This is a genomic window from Streptomyces sp. UC4497 (genome assembly GCF_054871485.1).
In genome coordinates, this window is record NZ_JBTYHB010000022.1 from 59,180 (window position 1) to 86,109 (window position 26,930).

The following is a 26,930-nucleotide window of genomic DNA, read 5'->3' on the forward strand; positions in this document are numbered from 1 at the left end:
TGCGCCGCCTTCACCGGGTCTGCGGCCACAGATCCGGGTCGGGGGCGAAGCGGACCCGTAGTTCGCCGTCGACGAGTCCCGCGCCGGCCACGGTGCAGCGGCGGGGCGCGGAGGGCAGCGGGACGATACGCCGGAACGGGCCCGCGCCGACGACCAGTTCGTCGCCGCGCCGCATCAGGCTCAGCTCCTCGCGGACGGCCCCGGGCAGCGGTATCCGCCACACCAGGACGCCGTCCTCACCGAGCCGGTCCTCCACGGGCCACGGGGTGCGGGGGCCCGGCAGAGTCGCGGGCACCGGTACGTCCAGGTCCCCGGGGCGCGGGTCGCGGCCCAGGTGGGGCAGCTCGTGCGCGCCGGGCCACTCGGCGACGACCTTGCGCTGGCGGGCGGCGGCGTCGGCGAGCCACGGGTCGGTGGAGCCGTCGGGGAGCACGCGATTGGCGACGACCGACTCTACGTCGAGCCCGTGCAGGGCAAGGCCGGTACGGGTGGTGCGCAGGATCTCGGCGGCGGCCCGGGTGGGCTCCGCGACGAGTCGTACGCGGGTGCCGGGGGCCTCGATCACGGCCTGCGCGGCGGCGAGTTCGGCGTCCCAGCGGGCGGCGGACTCGTACAGCCACTGCGCGGGCATCGGCACCCCGGCGAGCCGGCCGAGCACGGGGCGCAGGGCGCGCGCGGCCTGCCGCTCCGCGGGGAGCAGGCGGCGCAGGTAGCGGCGGAGCTGCTCGGGCAGGGCGAGCGTGTCGATGGCGCGGGGCGCGGGCGGCAGATCGACGACGACCAGGTCGTACGGGCCTTCGGCGCTGTCCCGCAGGGCGCGGAGCAGCGCGAGCTCCTCGCTGCCGGGGAGCGGTGTGACCTCGTCCGCGTCGAGCCGGGTGGCGCCGAGGAGCTCGAGGCCGGAGGCGGCGCGGTCCTGGAGGGCGAGGAGGTCGCGGCGGAAGTCGTCGGCCGGGGTGAGCCGGAGGACGTCGACGTCGTCGAGCTCGGCGACCGGGTCCCCGGTGATGAGCCTCGTACGCACCCCTTGCCGAGCGGCCCGTTGGGCGGTGGCGGCGGCGACAGTGGTGCGGCCGGCGCCGCCGGGGCCGGTGACGAAGAGGGTGCGCATGGAGTGTGAGGCTACCTGTGGTTCCGGCCACCGTTGTCTGCGCCCGGCACCGGGGGCGAGGCCTCGGGGCTCTGCCCCGGACCCCGCGCCTCACCCCCCGGCGGGGCTCGAAATCACTCGCCCGACTCGACCCGCTTCTTCAGACCCGCCAACGCGCGGTCGATGATGACCTTCTCCGCCTTGCGCTTGATCATGCCGAGCATGGGGATCTTCACGTCGACCGTGAGGGAGTACGTGACCTCGGTCCCCGTGCCCGCCGGCTTCAGCACGTACGAGCCGTCGAGGGAGCGCAGCATCTGGGACTTCACGAGGGTCCAGGAGACCTCGTTCTCACCGGCCCAGGTGTACTTGAGCGTCTGGTCGTCCTTGATCGCCCCGGCGTCCATGACGAGCCGGACCTGCTCGGCGCGGCCGGCCCCGTCCTCGGCGATGACCTCCGCCTCCTTCACCTCACCCGTCCAGTCCGGGTAGCGGGCGAAGTCGGCGATCACCCCCATGACATCGGCAGGGGCCGCCTCGATCGTGATGCTCGAGCTGGTGTGTTCCGCCATCGCCGTGGCTCCTCCGGATACCGGTCTGGGTGCGCCGTGCCTGCCTGCGTGTGTGTCCCGTGAAGGCTATCGCGCGCATGCGCCGTCGCTGTCACCACTCCAGTGCCCAGGGCCTGCCCGATCCCGCGAAGTGGCCGACATTCACGCATTCCGTGGACCCGATCCGCATCCGGCGCGCGAGCGGCTGGTGGACGTGGCCGAAGAGCGAGTACCGGGGCCGGGTCCGGCGAATCGCCTCGAGCAGGGCGCGGCTGCCGCGCTCGAACCGCCGCGCCACGGTGTCGTAGACGAGATCGGGAACCTCCGGCGGGATGTGCGTGCACAGCACGTCGACCTCGCCCACGGCCTCGATCTTCGCCGCGTACTCCTCGTCGTCGATCTCGTACGGCGTGCGCATCGGCGTGCGGAGCCCGCCGCCGACGAAGCCGAAGACCCAGCCGCCGATCTCGACGCGCTCCCCGTCGAGCACGGTCGTGCCGGGGGCGGCGTACTCACTCCAGAGTTTTGGCATATCGACATTGCCGTAGGTCGCATACGTCGGTGTGGGGAACGCCGCGAACATCTCCGCGTACTGCTTGCGCACCGCTTTTTCGATGGCCGGCACACGGTCTATGCCCGCCCAGAGCTCCGCTCCGAAGGCGCGCGCCTCCTCGAAGCGACGGGCGGTGCGCAGTTCAACGATGCGGTCCGCGTTCTCGACTCCGAACAATTCGGGGAAAATGCCGCGCGCATGATTTGCGTAATCAAGGAACAACACCAGGTCACCGAGGCAGATGACGGCATCGGCGCCGTCTCCCGCTCGTGCGAGGTCGGTGGAGTTTCCGTGCACATCGCTGACCACATGTACGCGCATGCCGATCACCCTAGGACGATGGGTCCCGGAATGGGTAGAGGCGGCCGGACCTGCGGTTACTTCCAAGTCGGTCGGCTTCTGGACTAGGGTGCGAGAACAGTCGCGGCGGCGTGTGACGCAGCGAACATCTGGTCCGACCCCCCTATCGAAGAAGCAGTACCGGTGGGTAACGTCCGGGCAGTCCAGTCGTGTTCAGTTCAAACAATGAGCGCCGCCGAGTTGGGGCGGACAATTCATTGATGCACTGTGCACCTGCCCGATCTTGGACCGCACCGACGCATCACAGAAGAGTGGCGCCGGCGCCCTACGAGGAGCAGCAGTCTTGCGCGAGTTCAGCCTTCCCGCTTTGTACGAGGTCCCCGCGGACGGCAATCTGACCGACATCGTTCGCAGAAACGCCGCGCAGCACCCGGACGTCGCCGTGATCGGCCGCAAGGTCAACGGCACGTGGACGGACGTCACGTCCGTCCAGTTCCTCGCCGAGGTGCGCGCGGCCGCCAAGGGTCTGATCGCGTCCGGCGTGCAGGCCGGTGACCGCATCGGACTCATGTCGCGCACCCGCTACGAGTGGACGCTGCTCGACTTCGCGATCTGGAGCGCGGGCGCGATCACCGTCCCGGTCTACGAGACGAGCTCGCCCGAGCAGATCCAGTGGATCCTCGGCGACTCGGGCGCGGTCGGCATCCTCGTCGAGCTGGACGCGCACGCCGCGGCCGTCGCCTCCGTACGCGACCGGCTGCCCGAGCTGCAGCACGTCTGGCAGATCGACGGCGGAGGCATCGACGAGCTGTACCGCGTCGGCGCCGAGCTCTCCGACGGGATGGTTGACGACCGCAGCGCCATCGCGAAGGCCGACGACCCGGCGACCATCGTCTACACCTCGGGCACCACCGGCCGCCCCAAGGGCTGTGTGCTGACCCACCGCAGCTTCTTCGCGGAGTGCGGCAACATCGTGGCGCGCCTCGGCCCCCTGTTCCGTACGGGCGAGTGCTCCGTGCTGCTCTTCCTCCCGGTGGCGCACGTCTTCGGCCGGCTCGTCGAGGTCGCCTCGCTGATGGCCCCGATCAAGCTGGGACACGCGCCCGACATCAAGCACCTCACCGATGAACTGGCCGCGTTCAGGCCTACGTTGATCCTGGGCGTGCCGCGCGTCTTCGAGAAGGTCTACAACTCGGCGCGGGCCAAGGCGCAGGCCGACGGCAAGGGCAAGATCTTCGACAAGGCCGCCGACACGGCGATCGAGTACAGCCGCGCGCTGGACACGCCGAACGGCCCGTCGCTGGCCCTGAAGCTCAAGTACAAGACGTTCGACAAGCTCGTCTACGGGAAGCTGCGCGCCGTCCTCGGCGGGCGCGGCGAGTACGCGATCTCGGGCGGCGCGCCGCTGGGCGAGCGGCTCGGACACTTCTTCCGCGGCATCGGCTTCACGGTCCTGGAGGGCTACGGCCTCACCGAGTCCTGCGCGGCCACGGCGTTCAACCCGTGGGACCGCCAGAAGATCGGCACGGTCGGGCAGCCGCTGCCGGGCTCCGTGGTCCGGATCGCCGACGACGGCGAGGTGCTGCTGCACGGCGAGCACCTCTTCACGGGCTACTGGAACAACCAGGGCGCCACCGAGGAGGCCCTGGCCGACGGCTGGTTCCACACGGGCGACATCGGCACGCTCGACGAGGACGGCTACCTCCGCATCACCGGCCGCAAGAAGGAAATCATCGTCACGGCAGGCGGCAAGAACGTCGCTCCGGCGGTGATCGAGGACCGCATCCGCGCGCACGCGCTGGTCGCCGAGTGCATGGTCGTCGGCGACGGCCGCCCGTTCGTCGGCGCGCTCGTCACCATCGACGAGGAGTTCCTCGACAAGTGGGCCGCGGACCACGACAAGCCGGCCGGGTCCACGGTGGCCTCGCTCCAGCACGACCCCGACCTGCTGGCCACGGTCCAGGCGGCCGTGGACGACGGCAACGCGGCGGTGTCCAAGGCGGAATCGGTACGCAAGTTCCGCATCCTCGGCGCCCAGTTCACCGAGGACTCGGGCCACCTGACGCCTTCGCTGAAACTGAAGCGGAATGTGGTGGCGAAGGACTACGCGGACGAGATCGAGGCGATCTACCGCGGTTAGCGGTACCGGGTGACATCCGCCGGGCGCGTTTCTTGTGCGTTGCGGCGGATGTTGCGTTTCGGCGGATGCGGCGTGTGGGCTGAGTTGCGTGTCGCGGCGGATGCTGCGTTTCGGCCGACCGCTCCCCACGCCACGGGGCTCCGCCCCCGACCCCGCGCCTCAATCGCCGGCGGGGCTGGAAAACCGGGGCTCCGCCCTGGACCCGTTGGCTCTCGCCCCGGGACGAGCTTGATTTCGCGGAACCGGCATTGCGGCCACGGGGCTCTGCCCCGGATCCCGCAGGCGCTCGCCCCACGGCGAGCTTGACTTCCCGGAACCGGCATTACGGCCACGGGACTCCGCCCCGGACCCCGCAGGCGCTCACCCCACGGCGAGCTTGACTTCCCGGAACCGGCATTACGGCCACGGGGCTCTGCCCCGGACCCCGCAGGCTCTCACCCCACGGCGAGCTTGATACTGCCCGCCTCCCCGCAGGCGATCGCCCTGCCCCCGCCCATCTCCCACCCACCCGCCCCCTCCGGGGCGTCGGCCTCGCGGGGTGCCGCCCCGCCTCGGGTGAGTGGCCTCAAGCACGGCTCTCCGCCCGCGGCCCTCGCCCGCAACCGCCTTGGGCAATCTGCCGCCTTGGGCGGCAGGGTGGGCAAGGCGGCCCCCGGTGCAGCGCAATAGAAACGGCAGGCGCCAACCACGCCGGCTTCCCGGCCCCCCGGTGCTGCACCGCCATCAGGACAGGCACTGCCCCGGCGAAACCCCGGGCCCCGGGAGGCAGAAGCCCCCGGAGGGGGCGGGAGGGCGGGAGATCAGCAGGCACCGGCACAGCCAGAAAGCACCGGCGCAGCGCACCCATCACCACAGACCACAACCCCGGCACAGACCCCAACTCCCGGCTACCGGCACCCGGCACCCGGCACCCGGCACCCGGTCACGATCACCAGGCGCCGGCACACTCCCGGGCCCCGGGAGGCCGAAGCCCCCGGAGGGGGCGGGAGGGTGGGAGATCAGCAGGCACCGGCACAGCCAGAAAACACCGGCGCAGCGCACCCATAGCCACAGACCACAACCCCGATACCAGACCCCAACTCCCGGCACCCGGCACCCAGCACCCAGCACCCAGCACCCAGCACCCAGCACCCAGCACCCAGCACCCAGTCACGATCCACAGGCCCCGACACGCTCCCGGGCCCCGGGAGGCCAACGCCCCCGGAGGGGGCGGGAGGGTGGGAGATGACCGAGCAACGGCGCAGCCGGACAAGGACCGGCGCCGCGCGACAGTCACCTCAGACGTCGGTCACGGCCCAGCCCCACAACCCCGGTACCGCGCACCCCTCACGACGGGCATCGGCCACGACACAGCCCCGCAACCCCGGCACCGCGCAACAGGAACCGCGCCGCCCACCCCGTACCAGTTACAACAACCCCCGCAACCGCTCCGCCAGCAAATCCCAGCGCCACTTCTCCTCGACCCATTCGCGCCCCCGCTCCCCCATCCGCCGCCGCAGCTCCGGGTCCTGGAGGAGGGTCACCACGCGGTCCGCCGTTTCCGATTCCGAGCCGCCGCGGACGACCCACCCCGTCTCACCGTCGAGCACCGCGTCCGGCGCGCCCCCGGAGTCACCGGAGACGACCGGGAGCCCCGTCGCCGACGCCTCCAGGTAGACGATGCCGAGGCCCTCCACATCGAGCCCGCCCCGCCGCGTACGGCACGGCATCGCGAACACGTCCCCCGCCCCGTAGTGCGCGGGCAACTCCTCCCACGGGACGGACCCCGTGAAGCGCACCGAGTCCGCGACGCCCGTCTCCGCCGCCAGCTTGCGCAGGTCCTTCTCGTACGGCCCACCGCCCACGATCAGCAGCACCGCGTCCGGCACCGCCGCCAGGATCTTCGGCATGGCGAGGATCAAGGTGTCCTGGCCCTTGCGGGGGACCAGCCGCGAGACGCACACCACCACCGGGCGGTCCGTCAGGCCCAGCCGGGCCCGGACCACATCGCCGCCCGACCCCGGGTGGAACGTCTTCTCGTCGACACCCGGCGGAAGCTGCTCCATCCGCCCCGCCGCCGCGGGCGTGAGCGCCGCCGCGATGCGCGAACGCGTGTACTCACCGAGATACGTGATCGTGTCCGTGCCCTCACCGATCCGCCGCAACAGCTGCCGGGACGCCGGGAGTTGGGCCCACCCCGCCTCGTGCCCGTGCGTCGTCGCGACGATGCGCGAGGCACCCGCCCTGCGCAGCGCCGGCGCCATCAGGCCGAGCGGCGCCGCCGCCCCGAACCACACCGACGTACAGCCGTGCGCCCGCAGCAGTCCCGCCGCGCGCTTGGTCACGCGCGGGGTCGGCAGCAGCATCGTCGTGTTGTCGCGCACCACGGTGAACGGCTGCTCGGCGTCGAAGGCCGCCGTGGCCTCGATGCCCTCACGGCTGCGCTTCCACGTCGAGGCGTAGACGACGAGCCGCTCCGGATCCAGGCGCAGCGCCATGTTGTGCAGGAACGCCTGGATCCCACCGGGGCGCGGCGGGAAGTCGTTGGTCACGAGCAGAGTCTTCGGTGTCTGGCGCATCACCGCCGACAGTACCGAACGCGCCCGGCGAGAGCCGCCGCGCCGCGGGGGTCCATGGCCAGGCCACGGGGCTTCCCTGCATCATGTATCGAATGAAGACGCGAACGCCCGCCGGGCTCCTGGTCACCTGGGTACTGACCCGCGCGCTGCTTCTGCTGTGCGTCTTCAAGGTCATCGTGGTTCCGGGTCCCGACGTCACCAGCGACGTCCACGTGATCTACCAGGGCTGGTTCGACGTGCTGCGCACCGGAACGTTCCCTCTGGACGACGTCACGTGGCAGTACCCGCCGGCTGCCGCGACGGCGATCCTCTCCCCCGCGCTGCTGCCCTTCCTGGAGTACGCCTCCGCCTTCTTCCTGCTCGCGTTCCTGGCGGACGCCGTCGTCCTGCTGATGCTCCTCTACGTCTCCGAACGGCGGGGCGGCTCGCGGCGCGGCACCTGGGTGTGGGTCATCGGACTGCCGCTGCTCGGCCAGACCGTCTACGCGCGCTACGACGTGATGGTGACGGCCGTCGCGATCGCGGCGCTGCTCGCGGCGGCCCGGCATCCGCGGGCCGCGGGCGTCTTCGCGGCGATCGGCGCGATGATCAAGGTGTGGCCCGCGCTGCTGCTGCTCGGCACGCGGCGCGGCCGGGCCACCCGGCAGACGTGGGGCACGGCGGTCCTGACGGCGGCCGGGCTGCTCGTCGCCTTCACGGTCACGATGCCGGGCGCGCTCGCCTTCCTCACGTTCCAGAGGGACCGCGGCACGGAGGTGGAGTCCCTCGGCTCACTCGTCTTCCACGTGGCACGCCAGTTCGGCTGGAACGGCACGGTGCAGCTGAACTACGGCTCGGTGGAGTTCCTCGGCCCGTACGTGGACGTGGTGAGCACGCTGGCGCAGGTGCTCACGGCGCTCGCGTTCGGCTGGCTGCTGCTGTGGCGGTTCAAGGCACGCGCCTGGCAGCCCGCGACGCTCGCCGACGCGGGCCTGACGGCGGTGCTGCTGTTCACGACGACGAGCCGCGTGATCAGCCCGCAGTACATGGTGTGGCTGGTGGGCGTCGCCGCGGTCTGTCTCCTCTTCCGGGACAGCCGGATGACGCTGCCGGTGTGGCTGGTGGTCGCGGCGACCTTCGTGACGTTCCTGGAGTTCCCGCTCTACTTCGGCAACGTGGTGGCCAGCGATCCGATCGGCGTCACGCTCCTCTTCGTACGCAACGGCCTGCTGGTCGTGGCCTCCCTCAGCGCCTGCCGCCGGCTGTGGCGCGCCACGGTGACCGAACCCCGGCGCGCCGAGCACGCCGCTGTGCCACCCACCCCGACCTCGCGCGACAACGCGGTACCGACGCCCTAGCTCGGGCCTCAGCCCAGCTCGGACCGCACGTACTCCCGCCACTGCGCGACGAACTCCTGCTCGTCGATGCCGAGCGCCTGCCGCAGCGCGCCGTCGACGGACCCTTCCCGCTGCTTGTGACCGCCGACCGCCTTGTAGAAGGCGTTGAGCTTCGCCTCGCCCCAGCGGTCCGCGATCATCCGGCAGGCCAGCCAGCCGCTCTCGTACGCGCGGGCGAGCTTGGCGGAGTCGCCGGAGAAGCCGAAGTCCTTGTCGTCGGGGAGCCGCGCCGGCGCCGCGCTCTGCTGGACCGCGCGCCGCAGTTCGGGCGCCGCCTGGGCCGGGGTGCGGTCGCTCTCGCGGTAGCCCGCCCAGTCCGCGTACCCCTCGGAGAGCCACAGCGGGGTCGCGGCGGACGTCGCGCGGCGGGTGGCGACGTGGGCGGTCTCGTGGGTGAGGACGACCTGCTTGCCGACCTCGCCGAGCACGCCGTACGCCTCGGGGTTGAGGATCACCCGGTCCGCGGGCGCCGTCCGGGGACCGCCCGCCTCGCCCGTCGTGACGGCCGCGATCCCCTGGTAGCCGGCGGCGGGCGAGCCCAGCAACTCGCCCATCTCGTCGAGGGACTCGGGCACCAGCACGACGACCCGGCGCGCCCAGTCGTCACCCCAAGAACGCTGCACCGAGGGCACCGCCTCGTCGGCGAGCTTCGCGTACGAGCGCAGTTCGGAGCGCGGTCTGCCGACCCCGAGCACCAGGCTGTGCGCGCCCTTCACCGCGGCCACCTGCCCCTGCTCCCACAGCTGCTCGCCCGCCTTCTTGCCTGGCCGGTCCCCGGTGACGTACCAGCCGTCGTCGCCGTGGCCGAGCGTCAGCCTGCGTTCGGCGACGACGGGCGCCTTGTCGTACCCGTCGACGCGGTAGCGCAGTTCGGCGGTGGCGGTGGCGCGGGACCCGGAGCGCTCCAGGTGGGTGAGCTTGTACTGCCAGGAGTCGAGCGGGACTTCGGAGAGGTCGTCGAGCAGTCCGGGCTCCGCGCTGCCCGTCGACCGGTACGCGGGCCCGTCCCGGGTGACGACGGCGTGCGCCCGCTGGTCGAGCACCCGCTGCACGGCGGACGCGTCCGCGCCCTTCGGCCTCTCGTCCTTGCCGCACCCGGAGAGCGCGGAAAGCCCAACGAGCAGGGCGCCCAGTGCCACCGCACTCCCCGCCCTGCCCACCGCACGCCCTCGACCAGCCATCTTGTCGATCGTACGGCGAAGTCCCGCGGGAGGCGTCAGACGCGGGTCACGGATGAGACGGGCATCATGCCGACCGGGTCGTAGCGCACCGGGGCTCCCGGGTGCGGTGCGTGGATCACCTGGCCGTTGCCCGCGTAGATGCCGATGTGGTGGGCGTCGGAGCCGTACGCCACGAGGTCGCCGGGCTGCGCCTGGGAGACCGGGACCTGGCGGCCCGCGTACCGCTGCGCCTGCGAGGTGCGCGGCAGACCGACGCCCGCCTGCCCGTACGACCACTGCATCAGGCCCGAGCAGTCGAAGCCGGAGGGCCCTGTCGCGCCCCAGACGTACGGCTTGCCGATCGCCGACTTGGCGGCGGCGAGCGCGGCGGCCGCGCGGTCGGATGAGGCGGGCCCCGCACCGGCCAGGTCGGGTCGGGCGCCGCCGCGCGAGGCCCGGTCGTAGGCGGCCCGCTCCCCGCTCGGCATCGCGTTGAGCAGCTGCCGTGCCTTGGCCAGCTTCTTCTCCACGGTCCGCTTGTGCTGCCGGACGGCCTTGCGGGCGGCCTCCAGCTCGGCGAGCTCGGACCGCGCCTCGGCCCTGCGCTGGTCCAGATCGCGCTGGGCGCCCCGCAGTTCGACCAGTTCGCCCGCGTGCCGCGCGCCGATCCGGTCGAGCGTGCCTGCCTTGTCGAGGTAGCCGTCCGGGTCGGAGGAGAGCATCAGGGCGAGCGAGGGGTCCATGCCGCCGGACCGGTACTGGGCGCCGGCCACCACACCGAGCGCGCGCCGCATCGCGTTGATCCGCTCCTGCCCGCGGGCCACCTGGTCCTGGGTGTCGGCGAGTTCCTTGCGGAGCCTGTCCGTGCGCTCGTCGGCCCGGTTGAACGCCTCGGTGGCCTTCTCGGCCTGCTCGTACAGGCGGTCCACCGCGGCCTTGCCCGCGGGCCTGTCCTGCGGCGCCGCGCCCGCGGGGGCCGCGCCGAGGGCCGCCGCCGCGGAGGCCGCGGCCACGCCCAGAACGGTCGCGCGCGTACTCCGGTCGAGGCCCGAGTGCCGAGAGTGCGAGATACGGCGATGAGAACCCACGGGTTGCCGCTCCCCCTTCCGCTGACGGACCCCCGTGATCGGGGGAATGCGCGCCGACAGTAGTCGGGCGACTACCGCCTGGCCAAAGACCGTTCAGGGGACACACAGCGCGGCGCCCCGCCTCTGACGCAGGTCATGGGCGGGGCGCGGGGGTCAGCGCGGGTCCGTGGAATTCGCCCGAACGGGCGCGTTTCCAGGGCATGTTGGGAATGGGGAAGCGGGCCGTCCCGGCGAGTCCGCCGGAAGGCCCGCTTCGGCCGCGACGGTCAGATGCGGCGGGCGGTCTGGTAGGGGCCGACCGTGTCCATCGACTCGTAGCGCACGCTGGCACCGGGGTGCGGGGCGTGCAGCACCTGGCCGTTGCCCGCGTACAGGCCCACGTGCTCGGTGTTGTTGAAGAAGACCAGGTCACCGGGCTTGAGCTGGCTCCTGGCCACCTCGGTGCCCTCACCGATCTGCGTGTACGTGGTCCGGGTTATGGAGACACCGGCCTGGTTGTACGCCCACTGGGTCAGGCCCGAGCAGTCGTAGGAGTTGGGGCCCGAGCCGCCGGAGACGTACGGCTTGCCGATCTGGGTGGCGGCCGCGGAGAGGGCGGCGGAGGCGCGGCCCGAGGCGGGCAGCGCGTCGCCGAGGTCGACGCGGCTGGCGGAGTCGCGGCTGGCGCGCTCCTGCTCGGCGGCCATCTTGGCCCGCTGCTCGGCGGTCAGCGTGTTGAGCAGCTTGCGGGCCTCCGCGAGCTTGCTCTGGACCTGGTCCTTCTTCTTGCCGAGCTCGGTGCGGGTGTCGGCGAGGTCCTTGAGCTTCTGGGAGGCCTCGGCGCGCTCCTGGGCGAGCGTGCGCTGCTTCTCCTGGACCTTCTTGAGCGACTCGAGCTGCTGGGCGCTGAGCGAGTCGAGCGTGGAGGCCTTGTCGAGGTAGCTGTCCGGGTCCGAGGAGAGGAAGAGCTGGACCGAGGGGTCGATGCCACCGGAGCGGTACTGCTGGCCCGCGAGCGTGCCGAGGCCGGAGCGCAGCTCGTTGAGGTCGTCCTGGCCGCGGGCGACCTTGTCCTGGAGATCGCCGATCTCCGACTCGAGCTTCTTCTGCTTCTCCTTGGCCCCGTTGTAGTGGTCGGTCGCGAGACCGGCCTCTTCGTAGAGCTTGTCGACCTTGGCCTTGACTTCACTCTTGCTGGGCTTGGGTGCTGCGTTGGCGGCCTGAGAGGTGAGGGCCACGGCAGCGGCGGCGGTCGCGGTGAGCACGGTCACGCGGGTGCGGCTCGGCTGCTTGGGTCGACGGTGGGACGCCACGAAGGCGAGCTCCTTCTTCCTCCAGCCGCCTACCGATGCGCCGGCGGGCGGTGTCCCTCCACCGTCACCCCTTTTAGGTGATCACCCGAGCGGAGGTTCGAGCCGACCCTAGTGACCTCTTCGTGATCAGTTCAAATCCCTCAGAGAAAAAACTCCGTCACTCGCTGCATTCTTTGCACTCAACTCACATGCAGTGATGTCCGCTTGACGCTACGTTGCGTGAAGGTTTCGCCAATTCGGGCATTCGACACGGATGTTGCGCGTGTGACATAGGTAACTCGGGGCCCCTTTTGGGGGAACGTCAGCCGTGCGAGAGTCGTTTGAGGAGCACCACGGAGGCGACAGGACGCGCCCCCGCCTTCGCCACGCCGTCCGCGACCTCCCGGTCGGTCGACACGACGATGACGGGGCGCCCCGACGGCTCGGCGCGCACGAGCTGACGGATCAGCTCGTCCGCCGTGACCCCCGGTTTGGAGAACAACACCCGCACCCCGCGCGGCGGCGCGAGCAGTACGGGCGCGGCGAGTTCGGCCCCGTCGAAGACACAGGTCACCTCGGCCCCCGTCTGCGCCGCGAGCTGGGAGAGCGAGCCGAGCAGGCGCAGCCGCTGCTTCTCCAGGGGCATCGTCGGATACCCGGTCTTCGTCACGTTGTAGCCGTCGACCACGAGGTGGGCCTGCGGCAGCGCCAGCAACTGGTCGAGGATCGCCGGGTCGTGCTCGTGCAGAGCGCGCGCCGCGATGTCCTTCGGGGTCATCCTGCCCGGCTCGACGGCGTCCACGGAGTCGGCGGGCCGGGAGGACACCGGCGGCAGCGCGAGCTCCCTGCGCAGCCCCTGGGCCGCGTCCAGGACCGTGTCGAGCAGCAGCCGCACCCGCATGTCCTCGATACTGCGGCCCTCGCGGGCCGCCCGGCGGGAGGACTCGAGGGCCGACTCCGCCTCGCCGAGCCGCGATTTGAGCCGGCGCGACTCGCTCTCCGCGGCGGACACCTGGGCCTGCCCCTCGGCGCGCACCGCGTCGGTCTCGCCCTTCGCCTTGCGCACGGCGGCCTCGCCGCGCTTCACGTCGCTGAGCGCGGCCCGCAGCTTGCGCTCCACCGCGGCGACCTCGCGCTTGGCGGCGTCGAGCTCCGAGCGGAGCCGCTCCGTCTCGGTCTTGGTGTGGGCGCGGGCCTCGGCCAGCTCGGCGCGCAGCCGCTCGAGTTCGGCGCGGGTCTCGTCGTCGGCGCGCTCGGCGTCGGCCCGCTCCGCGTCCTCGCCCGCGGCGGCGACGAGCTTCACCCAGCCGACGGGCCGCAGCACATAGGCGGCCGCCGCCACGTCGAGCGGATCGGCCGCGGGCGGCGGGGAGCCCGCCTCCAGGGCGGCCGCCAGCTCGGGCTGGGCGTCCCGCAGGCGCTCCCCGATCCGCTGCCGGAACAGCGGGTCGCTCTCCAGGGCCGCGGCCATCGCGTTGCCCGCGAACTTCATCCGCCGGGTCGGGGTGAACCGGGCATACTGCCGCAATTGGGCCGGAAGTTCACCTACCGTCAGACCGCCGAAGCCGTCCGAAGCGATCTGCACGACCCGTCGTCGTACCCCTTCGGGCAGCGGACGGTCGAGCACCTCGGCGGCGCCGCCCTCCCCGGCCTCCCCGCCTGTGCTCTCCACCATCCGTCACCCCAATGTCGCTGTGGAGCCGCTCCTCAGGAGTCGGCGCCCGGCCTGTCCACCAGTTCCACCTGATCCACCGCGTTGCACCAACGACAGCGCACCGACTCGATGGTCTCACTGACCACCTCGCGCTCCTCCACCTTCGGCTCACCGGCCAGGTCCAGGTGGACGTACTCGACGACCTTCGAGGACCGCGTGACGTCGAAGCGCGTCAGATTGCCGCACAGGGTGCAGCGCCAGCGGGTGGTGGCGGTCGGCAGGGGAACCGTCATCGAGTGGTGCCTTCTTCCGGATGCATGCGGATTGCGTGGTGCTGCTTTATTGCCCGTAACCCTACGGCCTGCCGTACGCCGCCCGCTCCCCGCCTTGCGTCATGCTCTGTCCATGATCGGCAATGGGCGCTCCGCGATCGACAGGCTGACCGCTTTCCTCAGAGGCCACCCGGCTCCGGTCACGTACAGCATCATCGCGGTCTGTTGCGTGGTCTTCGTACTGTCCCCGGCCTCGGGTCTGAACCCCGGATACGGCACCGGGGACCAGCTGCTCGCGGCGCAGAGCGCCTACTTCGAGCGCTGGGGCGTTGTCCCCAATGAGCTGTTCGACGGTTCGCCAGGGGCTCTGCTCACCCCTCTCACGGCCTTGTTCGTGCACGGCAGCTGGCTGCACCTGCTGGGCAACATGCTCTTCCTCTATGTCTTCGGGGCAATGGTCGAGGAACACATGGGCCGCCTGTCGTACGCCCTGTTCTATGGGGTCAGCGGCTATGTGGCGCTTCTCGGGTACGTGCTCGCGCACACCGATTCCGATCAGAGCCTGGTCGGCGCGTCGGGGGCGATCTCGGCGGTCCTCGGCGCGTTTCTCTTCTTGTTCCCCGAAGCCCGCGTGACGAGCCTGTTCCCCTTCCTCCTGTTTCTGCCGCTGCGGTTCCCGGCGTGGGTGGTGCTGCCGTTCTGGGTGTCGCTGCAGTGGGTGGCGGCGGGGCAGGACAGCCAGGGGCCGGGGGTGGCGTATCTGGCGCACCTCGTGGGGTTCTCCGTCGGGTTCCTGTACGCGTGGGTCCGCTATCGGAGCCGGGCTAAGGTTGAGGCGACCCATGCCACGGCCACCGAGGGAGACAGCCAGCCGTGATCACCGCGATCGTGCTCATCAAGACCAGCGTGGACCGGATCCCCGAGATCGCCGAGTCGATCGCGGCTCTGGACAACGTGAGCGAGGTCTTCTCCGTCACCGGTACCTACGACCTGATCGCCATGGTCCGGGTCGCCCGCCACGACGATCTGGCGGACGTCATCCCCGGGAAGATCAGCAAGATCCAGGGCGTCGAGGGCACGGACACGCACGTCGCGTTCCGTACGTACTCGCAGCACGACCTGGAGGCGGCGTTCGCGATCGGTCTCGACGCGTAACAGCGCCCATGGCGGCTGTATGAAGGTTTCTTCATCCGCCGCTCATCATGCCGACCGGGTACGCCGCCGAACGTGGCTGCCATGGCCTTCTCCCACCGCATGGCGGCCCTCGCCGCGGTCGTCGCGATCCCGCTCGGCATCGCGGCGACCAGCTACGCCCTGACCGACAGCCCGGATCCCCCGAAGTCGCCGCCGAAGGTGGAGCTGGAGAGCGGCTCGCCCTCGCCGCGCCCGACGCCCAGTGACGAGACGGTGTCCCCGCCACCGGTGAGCGAGAAGCCCTCAGCCGATGACAGCACGGCCAGCGCAGACGACTCGGACGACGACGGAAACGACGACCGCGGCGGCAGGGACGACGACGGCGCCGACGACGGACCGGGCGACGACGGCTGAGCCCGCGCCCCGGTGGATCTCCGCCCGCGTCCGCATCCTGCTGTGGCTGCTCGTCGTGATGGCGGTGGCGCTCACCGCGGTCGCCGCCACCACCCGCTCGGTGCTGCTGCGCGATGTGGACCACCGCGTGGACCGGCTGCTCGCACAGGAGACCGGCGAGTTCGCCAACTTCGTACGCAAGGGCGTCGATCCGCGCAGCGGCAAGCGGTTCACCGATCCCGACCCGCTGCTCAAGCTGCACCTGGAGCGGCAGTACGCCGACCCGGACGAGGAGCTGCTCGGCCTCATCGACCGCGGCGCGAACCGCACCCCCGCCAAGAAGGAGCAGTCGCGGGCGCCCGACGTCGACCACGCGCTCGCTCAGGACCCGGCGGGTCTGCGTGCCGTCTTCGGCTCCCCCGACGCCACCGGCACCCTGGACCGCCCCGGCGGCGTGATCCGCTGGTCGAAGGTGGAGATCGGGGCGGACGGTGCGCGGCCCGCGGCGGCGTTCGTCGTCGCCTTCCACCCGGAGCGCGAACAGGCCAAGGCGGAGGGCGTCTTCCACATGCTGCTCGCCATCTCCGGGGTGGCGCTGCTGATGACGACCGGCATCGGGTGGGCGGTCGCGGGCCGCATCCTGCGCCCCGTGCGTCTCGTGCGCACGACGGCCGCGCAGCTCACCGAGCAGGACCTCACCCGGCGCATCCCGGTGCAGGGCCGCGACGACATCGCGGCGCTCGCCGAGACGTTCAACGGGATGCTCGACCGGCTGGAGCGGGCGTTCGCGGCGCAGCGCGAGTTCGTCGACGACGCCGGACACGAGCTGCGCACGCCCATCACCATCGTCCGCGGCCATCTGGAGCTGATGGGCGACGATCCGCGCGAGCGCGAGGAGACGGTGCGGATCGTGATGGAGGAGCTGGACCGGATGAGCCGCATCGTCGAGGACCTGCTGCTGCTCGCGAAGGCGGAGCGCCCGGACTTCGTGACGCCGGAGCCGGTGCAGCTCGCCGAGCTGACCGCCGATGTCTTCGTCAAGGCGCGGGCGCTCGGCGAGCGGGACTGGAAGCTGGCCGAAGTGGCCGACACCGAGGCCGAGTTGGACCCGCAGCGGATCACGCAGGCGATGGTCCAGCTCGCGCAGAACGCGGTGCAGCACACCGTGCCCGGCCAGCGCATAGGGATCGGCTCGCGGGTCGTACGCGAGCGGGCCGAGCGTGACCGGGGCGAGCGAGGCGATCGTGAGCGGATCGAGCTGTACGTCGCCGATGCCGGGCCCGGCGTCACGGACCAGGACGCCGCCGTGATCTTCGAGCGGTTCCGGCGCGGCACCGCACGCCGTGGCTCGCGCGGCACGGGCGCCGGCCTCGGCCTCGCCATCGTCCAGGCCATCGCCCAAGGGCACGGCGGCCACGCCGAGTTGAGCCGCACCGACGGCGGTGGCGCCACCTTCACCCTCGTACTCGACCGGACGGAGCCGAAGTGAACCGCATCCTGATCGTGGAGGACGAGGAGCGCATCGCCTCCTTCGTCGAGAAGGGGCTGCGCGCCGGCGGCTTCACGACGACCGTCGTCGGGGACGGCGACTCCGCCCACGACTACGCCCTGACCGGCGGCTTCGACCTGATCGTCCTCGACATCGGGCTGCCGGGGCGGGACGGTTTCACGGTCCTGCGGCAGCTGCGCGAGGCCCGGGTGACGACGCCCGTGATCGTGCTGACCGCGCGCGACTCGGTGCGGGACACGGTGGCGGGCCTGGAGGGCGGCGCCGACGACTGGATGACCAAGCCGTTCCGCTTCGAGGAACTCCTCGCGCGGGTCCGGCTCCGGCTGCGCACGGCCACCGGCACCCCCGAGGTGACGATGCTCGGCAGCGGCGACCTCACCCTCGACCTGCGCACGCGCCGGGCCCGTGCGGAGGGGCGGACGGTGGACCTGACGGCCCGCGAGTTCGTCCTCCTGGAGCTGTTCCTGCGCCACCCCGGCCAGGTCCTCTCGCGCGAGCAGATCCTCTCCCACGTGTGGGGATACGACTTCGATCCCGGCTCCAACATCGTCGACGTGTACGTGCGGGCGCTGCGCAAGAAGCTGGGCGCGCGGCACGTGGAGACGGTGCGCGGGATGGGGTACCGGTTGCCGGGGTGAGCCCCCCCTCCAAAAAAGGGCGCGTGAACTTCCTTTCATTTACGGCTCATTGGAGGCTCACGGCGCCGCACCACGCTGAACGGCGTGACCCTGAACCTCCGCAACGCCGCGACCCTGTGCATCGCCCTCAGCATCTGCGCGCTGCTCGTGGTCCCCGGCAACTTCCCCGGACTGACCGGCGACGCCCGGCTCACGCTCGCCGTGTTCGCCCTGGCGACCTGCGCGTGGATCGGCACGTCGATCGACGACACGTACATCGCGCTCGGCGCGGGCCTGGCGCTCACCGCGACGGGCGTGATCAGCAGCGAGACGTTGTTCAGCACGCTGGGCGACGAGACGGTGTGGCTGCTGATCTGCGCGTTCGTGCTCGCGGCGGCCGTGGCCCGCAGCGGGCTCGCGGGACGGGCGGCGGCGTTCCTGGTAAGCGGGGCGCGCGGCGTGCGGCAGCTGACGCACCTGACGACGGCGGCGCTCGTCGTCACCGCCTTCGCGGTACCGGCCACCTCGGGGCGCGCGGCGCTCGCACTGCCGGTCTTCCTGGCCCTCGCGAAGGTGCTGGCCGACCGGCGCCGCCTGGTCGTGATGCTGGCCCTCCTCTTCCCCACCGTCATCCTGCTCTCCGCCGTCGCCACGCTGATCGGCGCGGGCGCGCACCTCATCACGGTGTCCGTGCTGTGGGAGGCGACGGGCGAGCGGATCGGCTTCACACAGTGGCTGCTGCTCGGGCTGCCGCTCGCCGTCGTCTCGTCCCATCTGGCGGCGGAGGCCGTCCTGTTGACGACGACGCGGCGCGCGGACCGCAAGGGCCCCGTACGCATCACGCTCGACGACCTCCAGGAGCACAGCGAACAGCCGGTCACCGGCCCCTGGGAGCCGGCCGAGACCCGCTGCGCGCTGCTCCTCGCCACGGTCGTCGCCCTGTGGTGCAGTGAACCGCTGCACCAAGTGCCGCCCGCCGTCGTCGCGTTGATCGGTGCGGTGGTCGCGGCCTCCCCCGCGCTGGGCACCGTACGACTGAAGGACGCGCTCGGTACGGTCCCGTGGTCGCTGCTCCTGTTCATGGCGGCGACGATGGCGATGGGTGTCGCGCTCGCCGAGTCGGGGGCCGCGAAATGGCTGGTCGGCGGGGTTCCACTCGACGTGCCGCCGTGGCTGTTCCTCGCCGTGGTGATCGCGGTGAGCACGGCCGCCCACCTGATCCTCCAGTCCCGCTCGGCCCGCTCCTCCGTGCTCGTGCCGCTGGTCGTGGCGGCGGCCGTCGGCGCGGGCGTCAACCCGGTCGCCGCCGCCCTCGCCTCCACGGCCGCCGCTGGCTTCTGCCACACGCTGCCCGCCTCCGCGAAGCCGGTGACGCTGTTCGCCCAGATACCCGGCGTACCCACCTACACCCCGCGCGACCTGCTGCGCCTGTCCGCCGTCCTGGCCCCGCTGACGGCCGCCGCCGTCCTGCTGTGCGCGCTCACGCTGTGGCCGCTGCTCGGCGTCCCCGTTCGCTGAACCCACCCTGGAGACCGACGTGTTGACCCATTTCGCCATCGCCCCGAGCGGCTTCAAGGAGTCCCTGTCCGCGGGCGCCGCGGCCGATGCCATCGCCGCGGGCGTACGCCGCGTGGTCCCGGACGCCGAGACCGACCTCATCCCCCTCGTGGACGGCGGCGAGGGCACGGCCCGCGCGCTGGCGGCGGAGGCCGGTGGACGGCTGGTCGCGCTGCCGGCCACGGGGCCGGTCGGCCAGCGGATCGGCACGCACTTCGCGCTGCTCCCCGACGGCACGGCGGTCGTCGAGATGGCGGCCGTCGCCGGGCTCTCCCTCGTCCCGCGCGAGCTGCGCGACCCGGCCGCCACGACGACGTACGGCGTCGGCGAGCTGATCCGCGCGGCCCTCGACGCGGGCGCCCGCCGCATCCTGGTGGGCTGCGGCGACTCGGGCACGTCGGACGGCGGCGCTGGCGCACTCCAGGCGCTCGGCGCCCGGCTGCTCGACGCGTACGACCTGGAACTCCCGCTGGGCGGACGGGAGTTGATGCACCTGCACCGCATCGACCCGTCCGGCCTCGATCCCCGCCTGAAGGACACCGAGATCCGCGTGGCGTGCAATCCGTTCAACGTGCTGTGCGGGGTGCGCGGTGTCGCCCGCGTCTTCGGTCCGCAGAAGGGCGCGACACCCACGCAGGTCGAACAGCTGGCGGCCGCCCTGGAGCACTGGGCGCACGTCCTGACGCGGGACCTCCGCGTCCGTACGGACCTCTTCACGGGCCCCGGAACGGGCGCCTCCGGCGGACTCGGCGCGGGCCTCGCCGCGCTGGGCGCCCACCTGCTCCCCCGCTTCGACGTCCTCCTCGACCACCTCGACCTGGACGCCCGACTAGCCCGCGCCGACCTGGTCGTCACCGCCGAGGGCGCGCTCGACCACCAGACGCCGCGCGGCAAGGTCCCCGCCGAAGTGGCCCGCCGCGCCAAGCGGTTCGGCCGCCCGGTGCTCGCCCTCGCGGGCACCATCGGCGACGGCGCGCACACGGTGACGGCCACCGGCGTCGACGCCTACAGCTCGATCCTGCCCGCCCCGGTGACGCTCGCGGAGGCGCTGGGCCGCGGCGGCGAATTCCTCACGGACGCCACCGAGCGGGCCCTACGCATGATCGTCCTCGGCAGCCGACTCCGTACGGCCCCTCAGCCGGGCCGGGCGACCCCCGAGCCGGATCAGGCGCTCGCCGTGTCCGGCACGCAACGCCCGTCCTCCGTGCGGTAGTTCCACCGCGCGCCGTCCTGCACGAGCTCCTTCACGGCGGACACGAACCGCTCCACGTGCTCGTCCGGCGTACCGGCGCCGAAGCTGACGCGGATGGCGTTGAGCGACTTCTCGCCCGGCGCGGCCTCCGGGGCGCCGCACTCGCCCTGCTGCTGCGGGTCGGAGCCGAGCAGCGTGCGCACCAGCGGGTGGGCGCAGAACAGGCCGTCGCGGACCCCGATGCCGTACTCGGCGGAGAGCGCGGCGGCGAAGTGCGAGGAGTTCCAGCCGTCGACGACGAAGGACAGCACGCCCACGCGCGGCGCGTCGTCCCCGAACAGGGAAAGGACCTTCACCTCGGGCACCTCGGCGAGGCCCTCCTGGACCTTGCGGATCAGGTACTGCTCGCGGGCGACGAGGTTGTCGAACCCGGCCTCGGTGAGCGCCTTGCAGGCGGAGGCGATGGAGTACACGCCGATGACGTTCGGTGAACCGGCCTCGTGGCGGGCGGCGGTGGCGTGCCACTCGACGTCCACGCCGCCGTCCGTGCGGCGCGCGACCTTCTTGGACGCGCCACCACCGGCGAGGTACGGCTCGGCCTCCGTCAGCCAGTCGGAGCGGCCCGCGAGGACACCCGAACCGAACGGGGCGTACAGCTTGTGCCCGGAGAAGGCGACCCAGTCGACGTCCAGGTCCTGGACGGAGACCGGGTGATGGGGCGCGAGCTGCGCGGCGTCGAGCACGATGCGGGCACCGTGCGCGTGAGCGGCCGCCGCGAGCTCGCGCACCGGCCAGAGCTCACCGGTGACGTTGGAGGCACCGGTGACGCAGACGAGGGCCGGACCGTACGGGTCGCGGTCGGCGAGCGCCCGCTCCAGGGTGGCGACAGCCTCGGCGGGCGTACGAGGGGCGTTGAGGTACGTGACCCGCGCGTCGCGCCACGGCAGCAGCGACGCGTGGTGCTCGGTCTCGAAGACGAACACCTCGCAGCCGGCGGGCAGCGCGGCGGCGAGCAGGTTGAGCGAGTCGGTGGTGGAACGGGTGAAGACGACCTGGTCGTCCTCGCGGCAGCCGAGGAACTCGGCGACGGCGACGCGCGAGTTCTCGAACAGGTCGGTCGACAGCTGCGACAGGTACCCGGCGCCGCGATGCACGCTCCCGTAGTACGGCGCGTAGGCGGCGACGTCGTCCCAGACCCGCTGGAGGGCCGGCGCGCTGGCGGCGTAGTCGAGGGCGGCGTACGTGACCTCGCCACCGGTGACGAGCGGCACGGTGACGTCCCGGCCGAGGACCTGAAGCGGGGCCGTGATGTCGGAAGGGGCAGCGATACAGGCGGCGGCGTCGACGGAAACAGACATGGGTGAACTCCCTGGCGCGATCAGCGAATTGACCATGCCGGAACCAGAACCACGTGGCTCGACGGCATGGAAAGAAAGATGAAACGGGTACGCGGAGGCGGGGCCGAAACGCCCTATCGCATTCGCTTGCTCACGAGACTGCTCCCTTGAGGACCAGGACCCCAGGGTTGCGAGGGGTCCGCGCTTGCCACACGCCTTGCTGCGCACGGCCTGGTCTTCACCCAGGGCACCCCGCCACGGACGGAGGGTTGCCGGACAGCGGGCTGGGGCCTCAATCGCTGTCACTCATGACCTTGAAAAGCATCCTGCCACACGTCTCGGATACGGCAAGGGCGCAGTCCAAAATTTGGACTGCGCCCTGCGTCACATCCGACGCGTGCTCAGCGGTTGCTGGCCGCCACCCACCGCTCCAGGGCGGCCTTCGCGGCGCCGGAGTCGATCGATTCGGCCGCCCGGTCCATGCCCGCCCGGATCTGCTCGACGAGCGTGCCCTCGCCGGGCCGCACGGCCACCAGGGCCGCCGCCGAGTTCAGCAGCACCGCGTCGCGCACCGGCCCCCGCTCGCCGTCGAGGAGGCGCCTCGCGACCTCCGCGTTGTACGAGGGGTCGCCGCCGCGCAGCGCCTCGATGGGCACGATGTCGATGCCGACGTCGCGCGGGTCGAAGGACTCCTCGCGGACGGCGCCGTCCCGCACCACCCACACGCGCGACGTTCCCGTGGTGGTCAGCTCGTCCAGCCCGTCGTCGCCGCGGAACACCAGCGAGGAGTTGCCGCGCTCGGCGAAGACGCCGGCCACGATCGGCGCCATCCGGGCATCGGCGACGCCGACGGCCTGCGCCTTCACCTTGGCCGGGTTGGTCAGCGGGCCCAGCAGGTTGAAGACCGTGCGGATGCCGAGCTGGCCGCGCGCGGCGCCCGCGTAGCGCAGCGCGGGGTGGAACTTTATGGCGAAGCAGAACGTGATGCCGGCTTCCTCGGCGACCTCGGGCACCCGCTTCGGCGACAGGTCGAGATTGACGCCGAGCTTCTCCAGTACGTCGGAGGAGCCCGAGGCGGAGGAGGCGGCGCGGTTGCCGTGCTTGACGACCTTGGCGCCCGCTCCGGCGATCACGATCGCCGCCATGGTGGAGATGTTGACGGTCTTGGCGCCGTCGCCGCCGGTGCCGACGATGTCGACGGTCTCGCCGGGCACCTCGATCACATTGGCGTGCTCGTACATGCCGCGTACGAGACCGGTGATCTCCTGCACGGTCTCGCCCTTGGCGCGCAGCGCCACCGCGAAGCCGGCGATCTGGGCGTCGGTGGCCTCGCCCCGCATGATCCGGTCCATCGCCCACGCGGTGTCGTCGGCGCTCTGGTCGCGGCCCTCCAGCAGGCCGTTCAGGACGGCGGGCCAGGAACGGCCCGCCGCGGTGTCGCCTCCAGCGGGGTTCAAAGCGCTCATGGCCGCTCCTGTGTGCATCTGTGGGTTGAGGGTGGTGCCGACCCCACCCTATCCAGGTCCCGGGACCGCAAAGAGCCCCCGTCCAGGCACTGGACGAGGGCTCCCGCGGTGGCTTACAGCAACGCTTCAGAGATCAGTGGTGGCCGTGGCCGCTGGTGATCTCCTTGTACTCCTCGGCGGTCGGCTTCGGGATCTGGTTGTTCTCCCCGTAGTAACCGCGCGAGAGCTTGCCGCGCAGCTTCTGCAGCCGCGTGACCTTGCGCTCGACACCGTTCTCGTCGACCGTCGGGCCGAGTTCGACCGGCGCGTACTGCTCGTGCGCCGTGAGCGTGTGCAGGGCCTCCTGGTCGAGCGGCTCGTGCACCTCGATGAACTCACCGTGCGGCAGGCGCTTGATGATGCCGGACTCGCGTCCGTGCAGCACCTTGTCCTTGTCCCGGCGCTGGAGGCCGAGGCAGATCCGCTTGGTGACGATGAAGGCGATGACCGGTCCGACGAAGAACGCGATCCGGACAAACCAGGTGATCGCATTGATCGACAGGTGGAAGTGCGTGGCCCAGAGGTCGTTACCACCACCGATGAGCAGCACCATGTACCAGGTGATCCACGCGACACCGAAGGCCGTACGCGTCGGAGCGTTGCGCGGGCGGTCCAGGATGTGGTGCTCGCGCTTGTCGCCGGTGACCCAGGCCTCGATGAACGGGTAGACCGCGATCGCGACCAGGACCAGCGGGAAGATCACGACCAGCGGGATGGCCACGCCCAGGACGAGCGTGTGACCCCAGAAGTCGATCTCCCAGCCCGGCATCACTCGGATCAGGCCTTCGGAGAAGCCCATGTACCAGTCGGGCTGCGCACCGGTGGACACCTGGTCCGGCCGGTACGGCCCGATGGCCCAGATCGGGTTGATCGTGGCGATCGCGGCGATCACCGCGATGACACCGAAGACCAGGAAGAAGAAGCCGCCCGCCTTGGCCATGTAGACCGGGAGCAGCGGCATGCCCACGACGTTCTTGTTGGTCTTTCCGGCACCCGCGAACTGCGTGTGCTTGTGGTAGAAGACCAGGATCAGGTGCGCCGCCATCAGGCCGAGCATGATGCCCGGCAACAGCAGGATGTGGATCGAGTAGAACCGCGCGACGAAGTCGCCGCCCGGGAACTCTCCGCCGAACAGGAAGAACGACATGTACGTGCCGACGATCGGCACGGACAGGATCGCGCCCTCCATGAAGCGGACACCGGTGCCGGAGAGCAGGTCGTCCGGGAGCGAGTAACCGGTGAAACCGGTGAACATGCCCAGGACGAACAGCAGGAAGCCGAAGACCCAGTTGACCTCACGCGGCTTGCGGAACGCACCCGTGAAGAACACGCGCATCATGTGCACGAACATGCCCGCGAGGAAGATCAGCGCGGCCCAGTGGTGGATCTGACGGATCAGCAGGCCACCGCGCACATCGAAGGAGATGTGCATCGTCGAGTTGAAGGCCTCCGACATCAGCTGCCCCTGGAGCGGGACGTAGCTGCCGTCGTAGGTGACCTCGTTCATCGACGGGTGGAAGAACAGCGTCAGATACACACCCGTGAGGATGATGATGATGAAGCTGTACATGCAGATCTCGCCGAGCATGAAGGACCAGTGGTCCGGAAAGATCTTGCGCATGTTGGACTTGGCCAGGGAGTAGATCCCCAGACGTCCGTCGGCCCAGTCGGCTACGCGCTCGCCGGCCGGTGCCTTCTCGCGCGCAGGCGCGTCGTTCGTGGTCGTAGTACTCATCCGCGCTCCCAGAAGGCAGGACCGACGGGCTCAGCGAATTCGCTCAGCGCCTCGAGGTGACCCTCTTCGTTGACGCCGATGCGCAGCTGCGGCAGCGCGTGACCGGCAGGACCGAAGATCACCCGGGCGCCGTCGGAGAGGTCGAAGGTGGACTGGTGGCACGGGCACAGAGCGTGGTGCGTCTGCTGCTCGTACAGCGAGATCGGGCAACCGACGTGGGTGCAGATCTTCGAGTAGGCCACGATGCCCTCGTGGGACCACTCGAGTTCCTGCTTGTCCTTGATGTTCTCCGGCTGGATCCGGACGAGCATCAGGGCGTCCTTGGCGATCTTCGTCTGGAATTCCTCGTCGTGCTCCTCCAGGCCCTCGGGCTTGGCGAAGGTGAGCGAGCCGACCGCGATGTCCGAAGGACGCAGCGGCTCGTTCGTGTTCATGTTGACGAGGGTCAGGCCCTTCTTCCACGACGTGGTGCGCAGCTTCTTCTCGGGCAGCGGCCCGAGGTCACGAAGCAGGACCACACCGGAAAGGGGCACCAGCGCCAGCGCGCCGAACAGGGTGTTGCGGATCAGCTTGCGCCGGCCGAACTGCGACTCGCGGGCACCGTCGGCGAAGTCCTGCAGGACCTTCGCCTTGACCTCGGGCTCCGCCTCGATCGGGTGCCGCTCCTGGATGACCTCTTCGTCGGACATCAGGGTGCGGGCCCAGTGGACCGCGCCCGCGCCGATGCAGAACAGCGCCACACCGAGGGTCATACCGAGCGCGAAGTTCAGCGCGCTGATGTGACCCAGCGGGAAGATGTAGACGCTCGTATCGACGTCGATGGTGACGTACGAGGCGATGAAGCCAATGGTGGCCAGCATCGACACCATGAACAGGAAGGCAACGACGCGCTCGGACCGCTTGGCGGCCCGCTCGTCGAGGTCCTGGATCCGGTGCTCGTGGGGCGGCAGACCCGGGTCGGTGAAGGGCTCGTCCTTCACCGCGACCGAACCGTGCTCCTCGGCGTCCTGCTCAGTGGGCAGGTTCTCTTCTGGAATGTCTTGGCTACTCATGACTTCTTGGCCTTTGCGGTCCGAGCGGCAACCCAGATGGCGACGGCGATCAGACCGCCCAGCCCGAAGATCCAGGCGAACAGGCCCTCGCTGACCGGGCCGAGCCCGCCCAGCTTGAGTCCGCCGGGGCTCTCGGTCTTGTCACCGTTGACCGCGTCGAGGTACGCGATGATGTCCTTCTTGTTCTGCTTGGTCATCGTCGTGTCCGGGAACGACGGCATGTTCTGCGGGCCGGTCTGCATGGCCTCGTAGATGTGCTTCGGGGCGACACCCTCGAGGCTCGGTGCGAACTTGCCGTGTGTCAGCGCGCCACCCTCACCAGTGAAGTTGTGGCACTGGGCGCAGTTGGTGCGGAACAGCTCGCCACCCTTGGCGATGTCCGCGCCGTTGGCGCTGTAGTCCTTGTCGGTCGGCGTGACCGGACCGGCACCCAGCGACGCGATGTACGCCGCGAGCTGGTCGATCTCGGCCTGCGAGTAGATGACCTTCTTCTTCGGGACCTGCGCGCCCGGCTGCTGGGCCGGCATACGGCCGGTACCGACCTGGAAGTCGACGGCGGCGGAGCCGACGCCCACGAGGCTCGGCCCGTCGGAGGTGCCCTGACCGCCGGTTCCGTGGCAGCTGGCGCAGCCGACGGAGTAGAGCTTCTTGCCCTCGTCGATGGCGAGGGACTGGGCGGTTTCATCGGCCTGCGCCTTGTCCGCGGGTGCGAACGCGGCGTACAGCCCCCCGGTGGCCGCCAGCGCGAGGAGTAGGACGACGACCGCCGCCAGCGGATGGCGTCGTCGTGCGGAGAGCTTTTTCACGGATTACCCCGGTGTCAGGATCTTCTGCGTCGGTGCTGCGGAAATGTGTCGGGTACTTCGCCCGATGCTGTGATCGTCG

Annotated in this window: 23 protein-coding genes and 1 riboswitch; of the genes, 9 read left to right on the forward strand and 14 right to left on the reverse strand. The window is 71.0% G+C overall.

The features are described from left to right. Positions 1-10 precede the first annotated feature (10 nt). The 3 genes from ACYSUO_RS27170 to ACYSUO_RS27180 all read right to left on the reverse strand — a co-directional run bounded on the left by ACYSUO_RS27170 (position 11) and on the right by ACYSUO_RS27180 (position 2,515). Complete coding sequence (locus ACYSUO_RS27170) at positions 11-1,111, reverse strand: ArsA family ATPase (RefSeq protein ID WP_461778871.1); 1,101 nt, start codon at positions 1,109-1,111, stop codon at positions 11-13. A 113-nt stretch (positions 1,112-1,224) separates the two neighbouring features. Then, complete coding sequence (locus tag ACYSUO_RS27175) at positions 1,225-1,662, reverse strand: SRPBCC family protein (RefSeq protein WP_461778872.1); 438 nt, start codon at positions 1,660-1,662, stop codon at positions 1,225-1,227. Positions 1,663-1,753: 91 nt separating this feature from the next. Next, positions 1,754-2,515 (reverse strand): metallophosphoesterase family protein, encoded by a 762-nt coding sequence (locus ACYSUO_RS27180; protein ID WP_266725529.1) that lies wholly within the window; start codon positions 2,513-2,515, stop codon positions 1,754-1,756. A 322-nt stretch (positions 2,516-2,837) separates the two neighbouring features. Here ACYSUO_RS27180 and ACYSUO_RS27185 point away from each other — a divergent pair, with 322 nt between their 5' ends. Then, entirely contained in the window at positions 2,838-4,634 is a 1,797-nt protein-coding gene (locus tag ACYSUO_RS27185) for an AMP-dependent synthetase/ligase (RefSeq protein ID WP_461778873.1), read from the forward strand. A 1,406-nt stretch (positions 4,635-6,040) separates the two neighbouring features. Here ACYSUO_RS27185 and ACYSUO_RS27190 read toward each other — a convergent pair. Further along, positions 6,041-7,192: a glycosyltransferase family 4 protein gene (locus ACYSUO_RS27190; protein ID WP_461778874.1), complete on the reverse strand. Its 1,152-nt coding sequence runs from the start codon at positions 7,190-7,192 to the stop codon at positions 6,041-6,043. Between the two features lie 92 nt (positions 7,193-7,284). Between ACYSUO_RS27190 and ACYSUO_RS27195 the strand changes: the two genes are divergently transcribed. Continuing rightward, entirely contained in the window at positions 7,285-8,529 is a 1,245-nt protein-coding gene (locus ACYSUO_RS27195; RefSeq protein ID WP_461778875.1) for a glycosyltransferase 87 family protein, read from the forward strand. A gap of 8 nt (positions 8,530-8,537) precedes the next feature. On the opposite strand, the gene ACYSUO_RS27200 is transcribed toward ACYSUO_RS27195, so the two are convergent. The 5 genes from ACYSUO_RS27200 to ACYSUO_RS27220 all read right to left on the reverse strand — a co-directional run bounded on the left by ACYSUO_RS27200 (position 8,538) and on the right by ACYSUO_RS27220 (position 14,034). Next, positions 8,538-9,749, reverse strand: coding sequence for a hypothetical protein (locus tag ACYSUO_RS27200; protein ID WP_461778876.1), 1,212 nt, complete (start codon positions 9,747-9,749; stop codon positions 8,538-8,540). Positions 9,750-9,784: 35 nt separating this feature from the next. Then, positions 9,785-10,816 (reverse strand): C40 family peptidase, encoded by a 1,032-nt coding sequence (locus ACYSUO_RS27205; protein ID WP_461778877.1) that lies wholly within the window; start codon positions 10,814-10,816, stop codon positions 9,785-9,787. Between the two features lie 266 nt (positions 10,817-11,082). After that, complete coding sequence (locus ACYSUO_RS27210; protein ID WP_461778878.1) at positions 11,083-12,108, reverse strand: C40 family peptidase; 1,026 nt, start codon at positions 12,106-12,108, stop codon at positions 11,083-11,085. Between the two features lie 301 nt (positions 12,109-12,409). Continuing rightward, positions 12,410-13,762, reverse strand: coding sequence for an NYN domain-containing protein (locus ACYSUO_RS27215; RefSeq protein WP_461778879.1), 1,353 nt, complete (start codon positions 13,760-13,762; stop codon positions 12,410-12,412). A 32-nt stretch (positions 13,763-13,794) separates the two neighbouring features. Further along, positions 13,795-14,034 (reverse strand): hypothetical protein, encoded by a 240-nt coding sequence (locus ACYSUO_RS27220; RefSeq protein ID WP_009309707.1) that lies wholly within the window; start codon positions 14,032-14,034, stop codon positions 13,795-13,797. A 112-nt stretch (positions 14,035-14,146) separates the two neighbouring features. Here ACYSUO_RS27220 and ACYSUO_RS27225 point away from each other — a divergent pair, with 112 nt between their 5' ends. The 7 genes from ACYSUO_RS27225 (at position 14,147) to ACYSUO_RS27255 (ending at position 20,437) form a co-directional block, all read left to right on the forward strand. Then, positions 14,147-14,890, forward strand: a complete 744-nt coding sequence (locus ACYSUO_RS27225; RefSeq protein ID WP_461778880.1) for a rhomboid family intramembrane serine protease — start codon at positions 14,147-14,149, stop codon at positions 14,888-14,890. Continuing rightward, positions 14,887-15,168 carry an Lrp/AsnC family transcriptional regulator gene (locus ACYSUO_RS27230; protein ID WP_266720470.1) on the forward strand — a complete coding sequence of 94 codons (282 nt, stop codon included), beginning with the start codon at positions 14,887-14,889 and terminating at the stop codon, positions 15,166-15,168. Before ACYSUO_RS27225 ends, ACYSUO_RS27230 begins: the two co-directional genes overlap by 4 nt. Before the next feature lie 81 nt (positions 15,169-15,249). Next, positions 15,250-15,561 carry a small secreted hydrophilic protein gene (locus ACYSUO_RS27235; RefSeq protein ID WP_461778881.1) on the forward strand — a complete coding sequence of 104 codons (312 nt, stop codon included), beginning with the start codon at positions 15,250-15,252 and terminating at the stop codon, positions 15,559-15,561. Beyond that, positions 15,458-17,029: a sensor histidine kinase gene (locus tag ACYSUO_RS27240; RefSeq protein ID WP_461778882.1), complete on the forward strand. Its 1,572-nt coding sequence runs from the start codon at positions 15,458-15,460 to the stop codon at positions 17,027-17,029. Before ACYSUO_RS27235 ends, ACYSUO_RS27240 begins: the two co-directional genes overlap by 104 nt. Beyond that, positions 17,026-17,688 (forward strand): response regulator transcription factor, encoded by a 663-nt coding sequence (locus ACYSUO_RS27245; protein WP_327663722.1) that lies wholly within the window; start codon positions 17,026-17,028, stop codon positions 17,686-17,688. The genes ACYSUO_RS27240 and ACYSUO_RS27245 overlap by 4 nt, the downstream gene beginning before the upstream one ends. A gap of 84 nt (positions 17,689-17,772) precedes the next feature. Further along, the gene (locus ACYSUO_RS27250) at positions 17,773-19,185 is read left to right on the forward strand and encodes an SLC13 family permease (RefSeq protein ID WP_461778883.1); all 1,413 of its coding nucleotides are present in this window, start codon (positions 17,773-17,775) and stop codon (positions 19,183-19,185) included. 19 nt (positions 19,186-19,204) lie between these two features. Next, positions 19,205-20,437: a glycerate kinase family protein gene (locus ACYSUO_RS27255; RefSeq protein WP_461778884.1), complete on the forward strand. Its 1,233-nt coding sequence runs from the start codon at positions 19,205-19,207 to the stop codon at positions 20,435-20,437. On the opposite strand, the gene ACYSUO_RS27260 is transcribed toward ACYSUO_RS27255, so the two are convergent. The 5 genes from ACYSUO_RS27260 to qcrC all read right to left on the reverse strand — a co-directional run bounded on the left by ACYSUO_RS27260 (position 20,389) and on the right by qcrC (position 26,851). Next, positions 20,389-21,774 (reverse strand): aminotransferase class V-fold PLP-dependent enzyme, encoded by a 1,386-nt coding sequence (locus ACYSUO_RS27260; protein ID WP_461778885.1) that lies wholly within the window; start codon positions 21,772-21,774, stop codon positions 20,389-20,391. The genes ACYSUO_RS27255 and ACYSUO_RS27260 overlap by 49 nt on opposite strands. 175 nt (positions 21,775-21,949) lie before the next feature. Continuing rightward, positions 21,950-22,067: riboswitch (SAM riboswitch) on the reverse strand. A gap of 87 nt (positions 22,068-22,154) precedes the next feature. After that, entirely contained in the window at positions 22,155-23,219 is a 1,065-nt protein-coding gene (trpD, locus tag ACYSUO_RS27265; RefSeq protein ID WP_461778886.1) for an anthranilate phosphoribosyltransferase, read from the reverse strand. A 133-nt stretch (positions 23,220-23,352) separates the two neighbouring features. Next, positions 23,353-24,993 (reverse strand): cytochrome bc1 complex cytochrome b subunit, encoded by a 1,641-nt coding sequence (gene qcrB / locus ACYSUO_RS27270; protein ID WP_461778887.1) that lies wholly within the window; start codon positions 24,991-24,993, stop codon positions 23,353-23,355. Then, complete coding sequence (gene qcrA, locus ACYSUO_RS27275; RefSeq protein ID WP_461778888.1) at positions 24,990-26,045, reverse strand: cytochrome bc1 complex Rieske iron-sulfur subunit; 1,056 nt, start codon at positions 26,043-26,045, stop codon at positions 24,990-24,992. The genes qcrB and qcrA overlap by 4 nt, the downstream gene beginning before the upstream one ends. Continuing rightward, the gene (gene qcrC, locus ACYSUO_RS27280; RefSeq protein ID WP_327663716.1) at positions 26,042-26,851 is read right to left on the reverse strand and encodes a cytochrome bc1 complex diheme cytochrome c subunit; all 810 of its coding nucleotides are present in this window, start codon (positions 26,849-26,851) and stop codon (positions 26,042-26,044) included. The genes qcrA and qcrC overlap by 4 nt, the downstream gene beginning before the upstream one ends. Between the last annotated feature and the right edge of the window lie 79 nt (positions 26,852-26,930).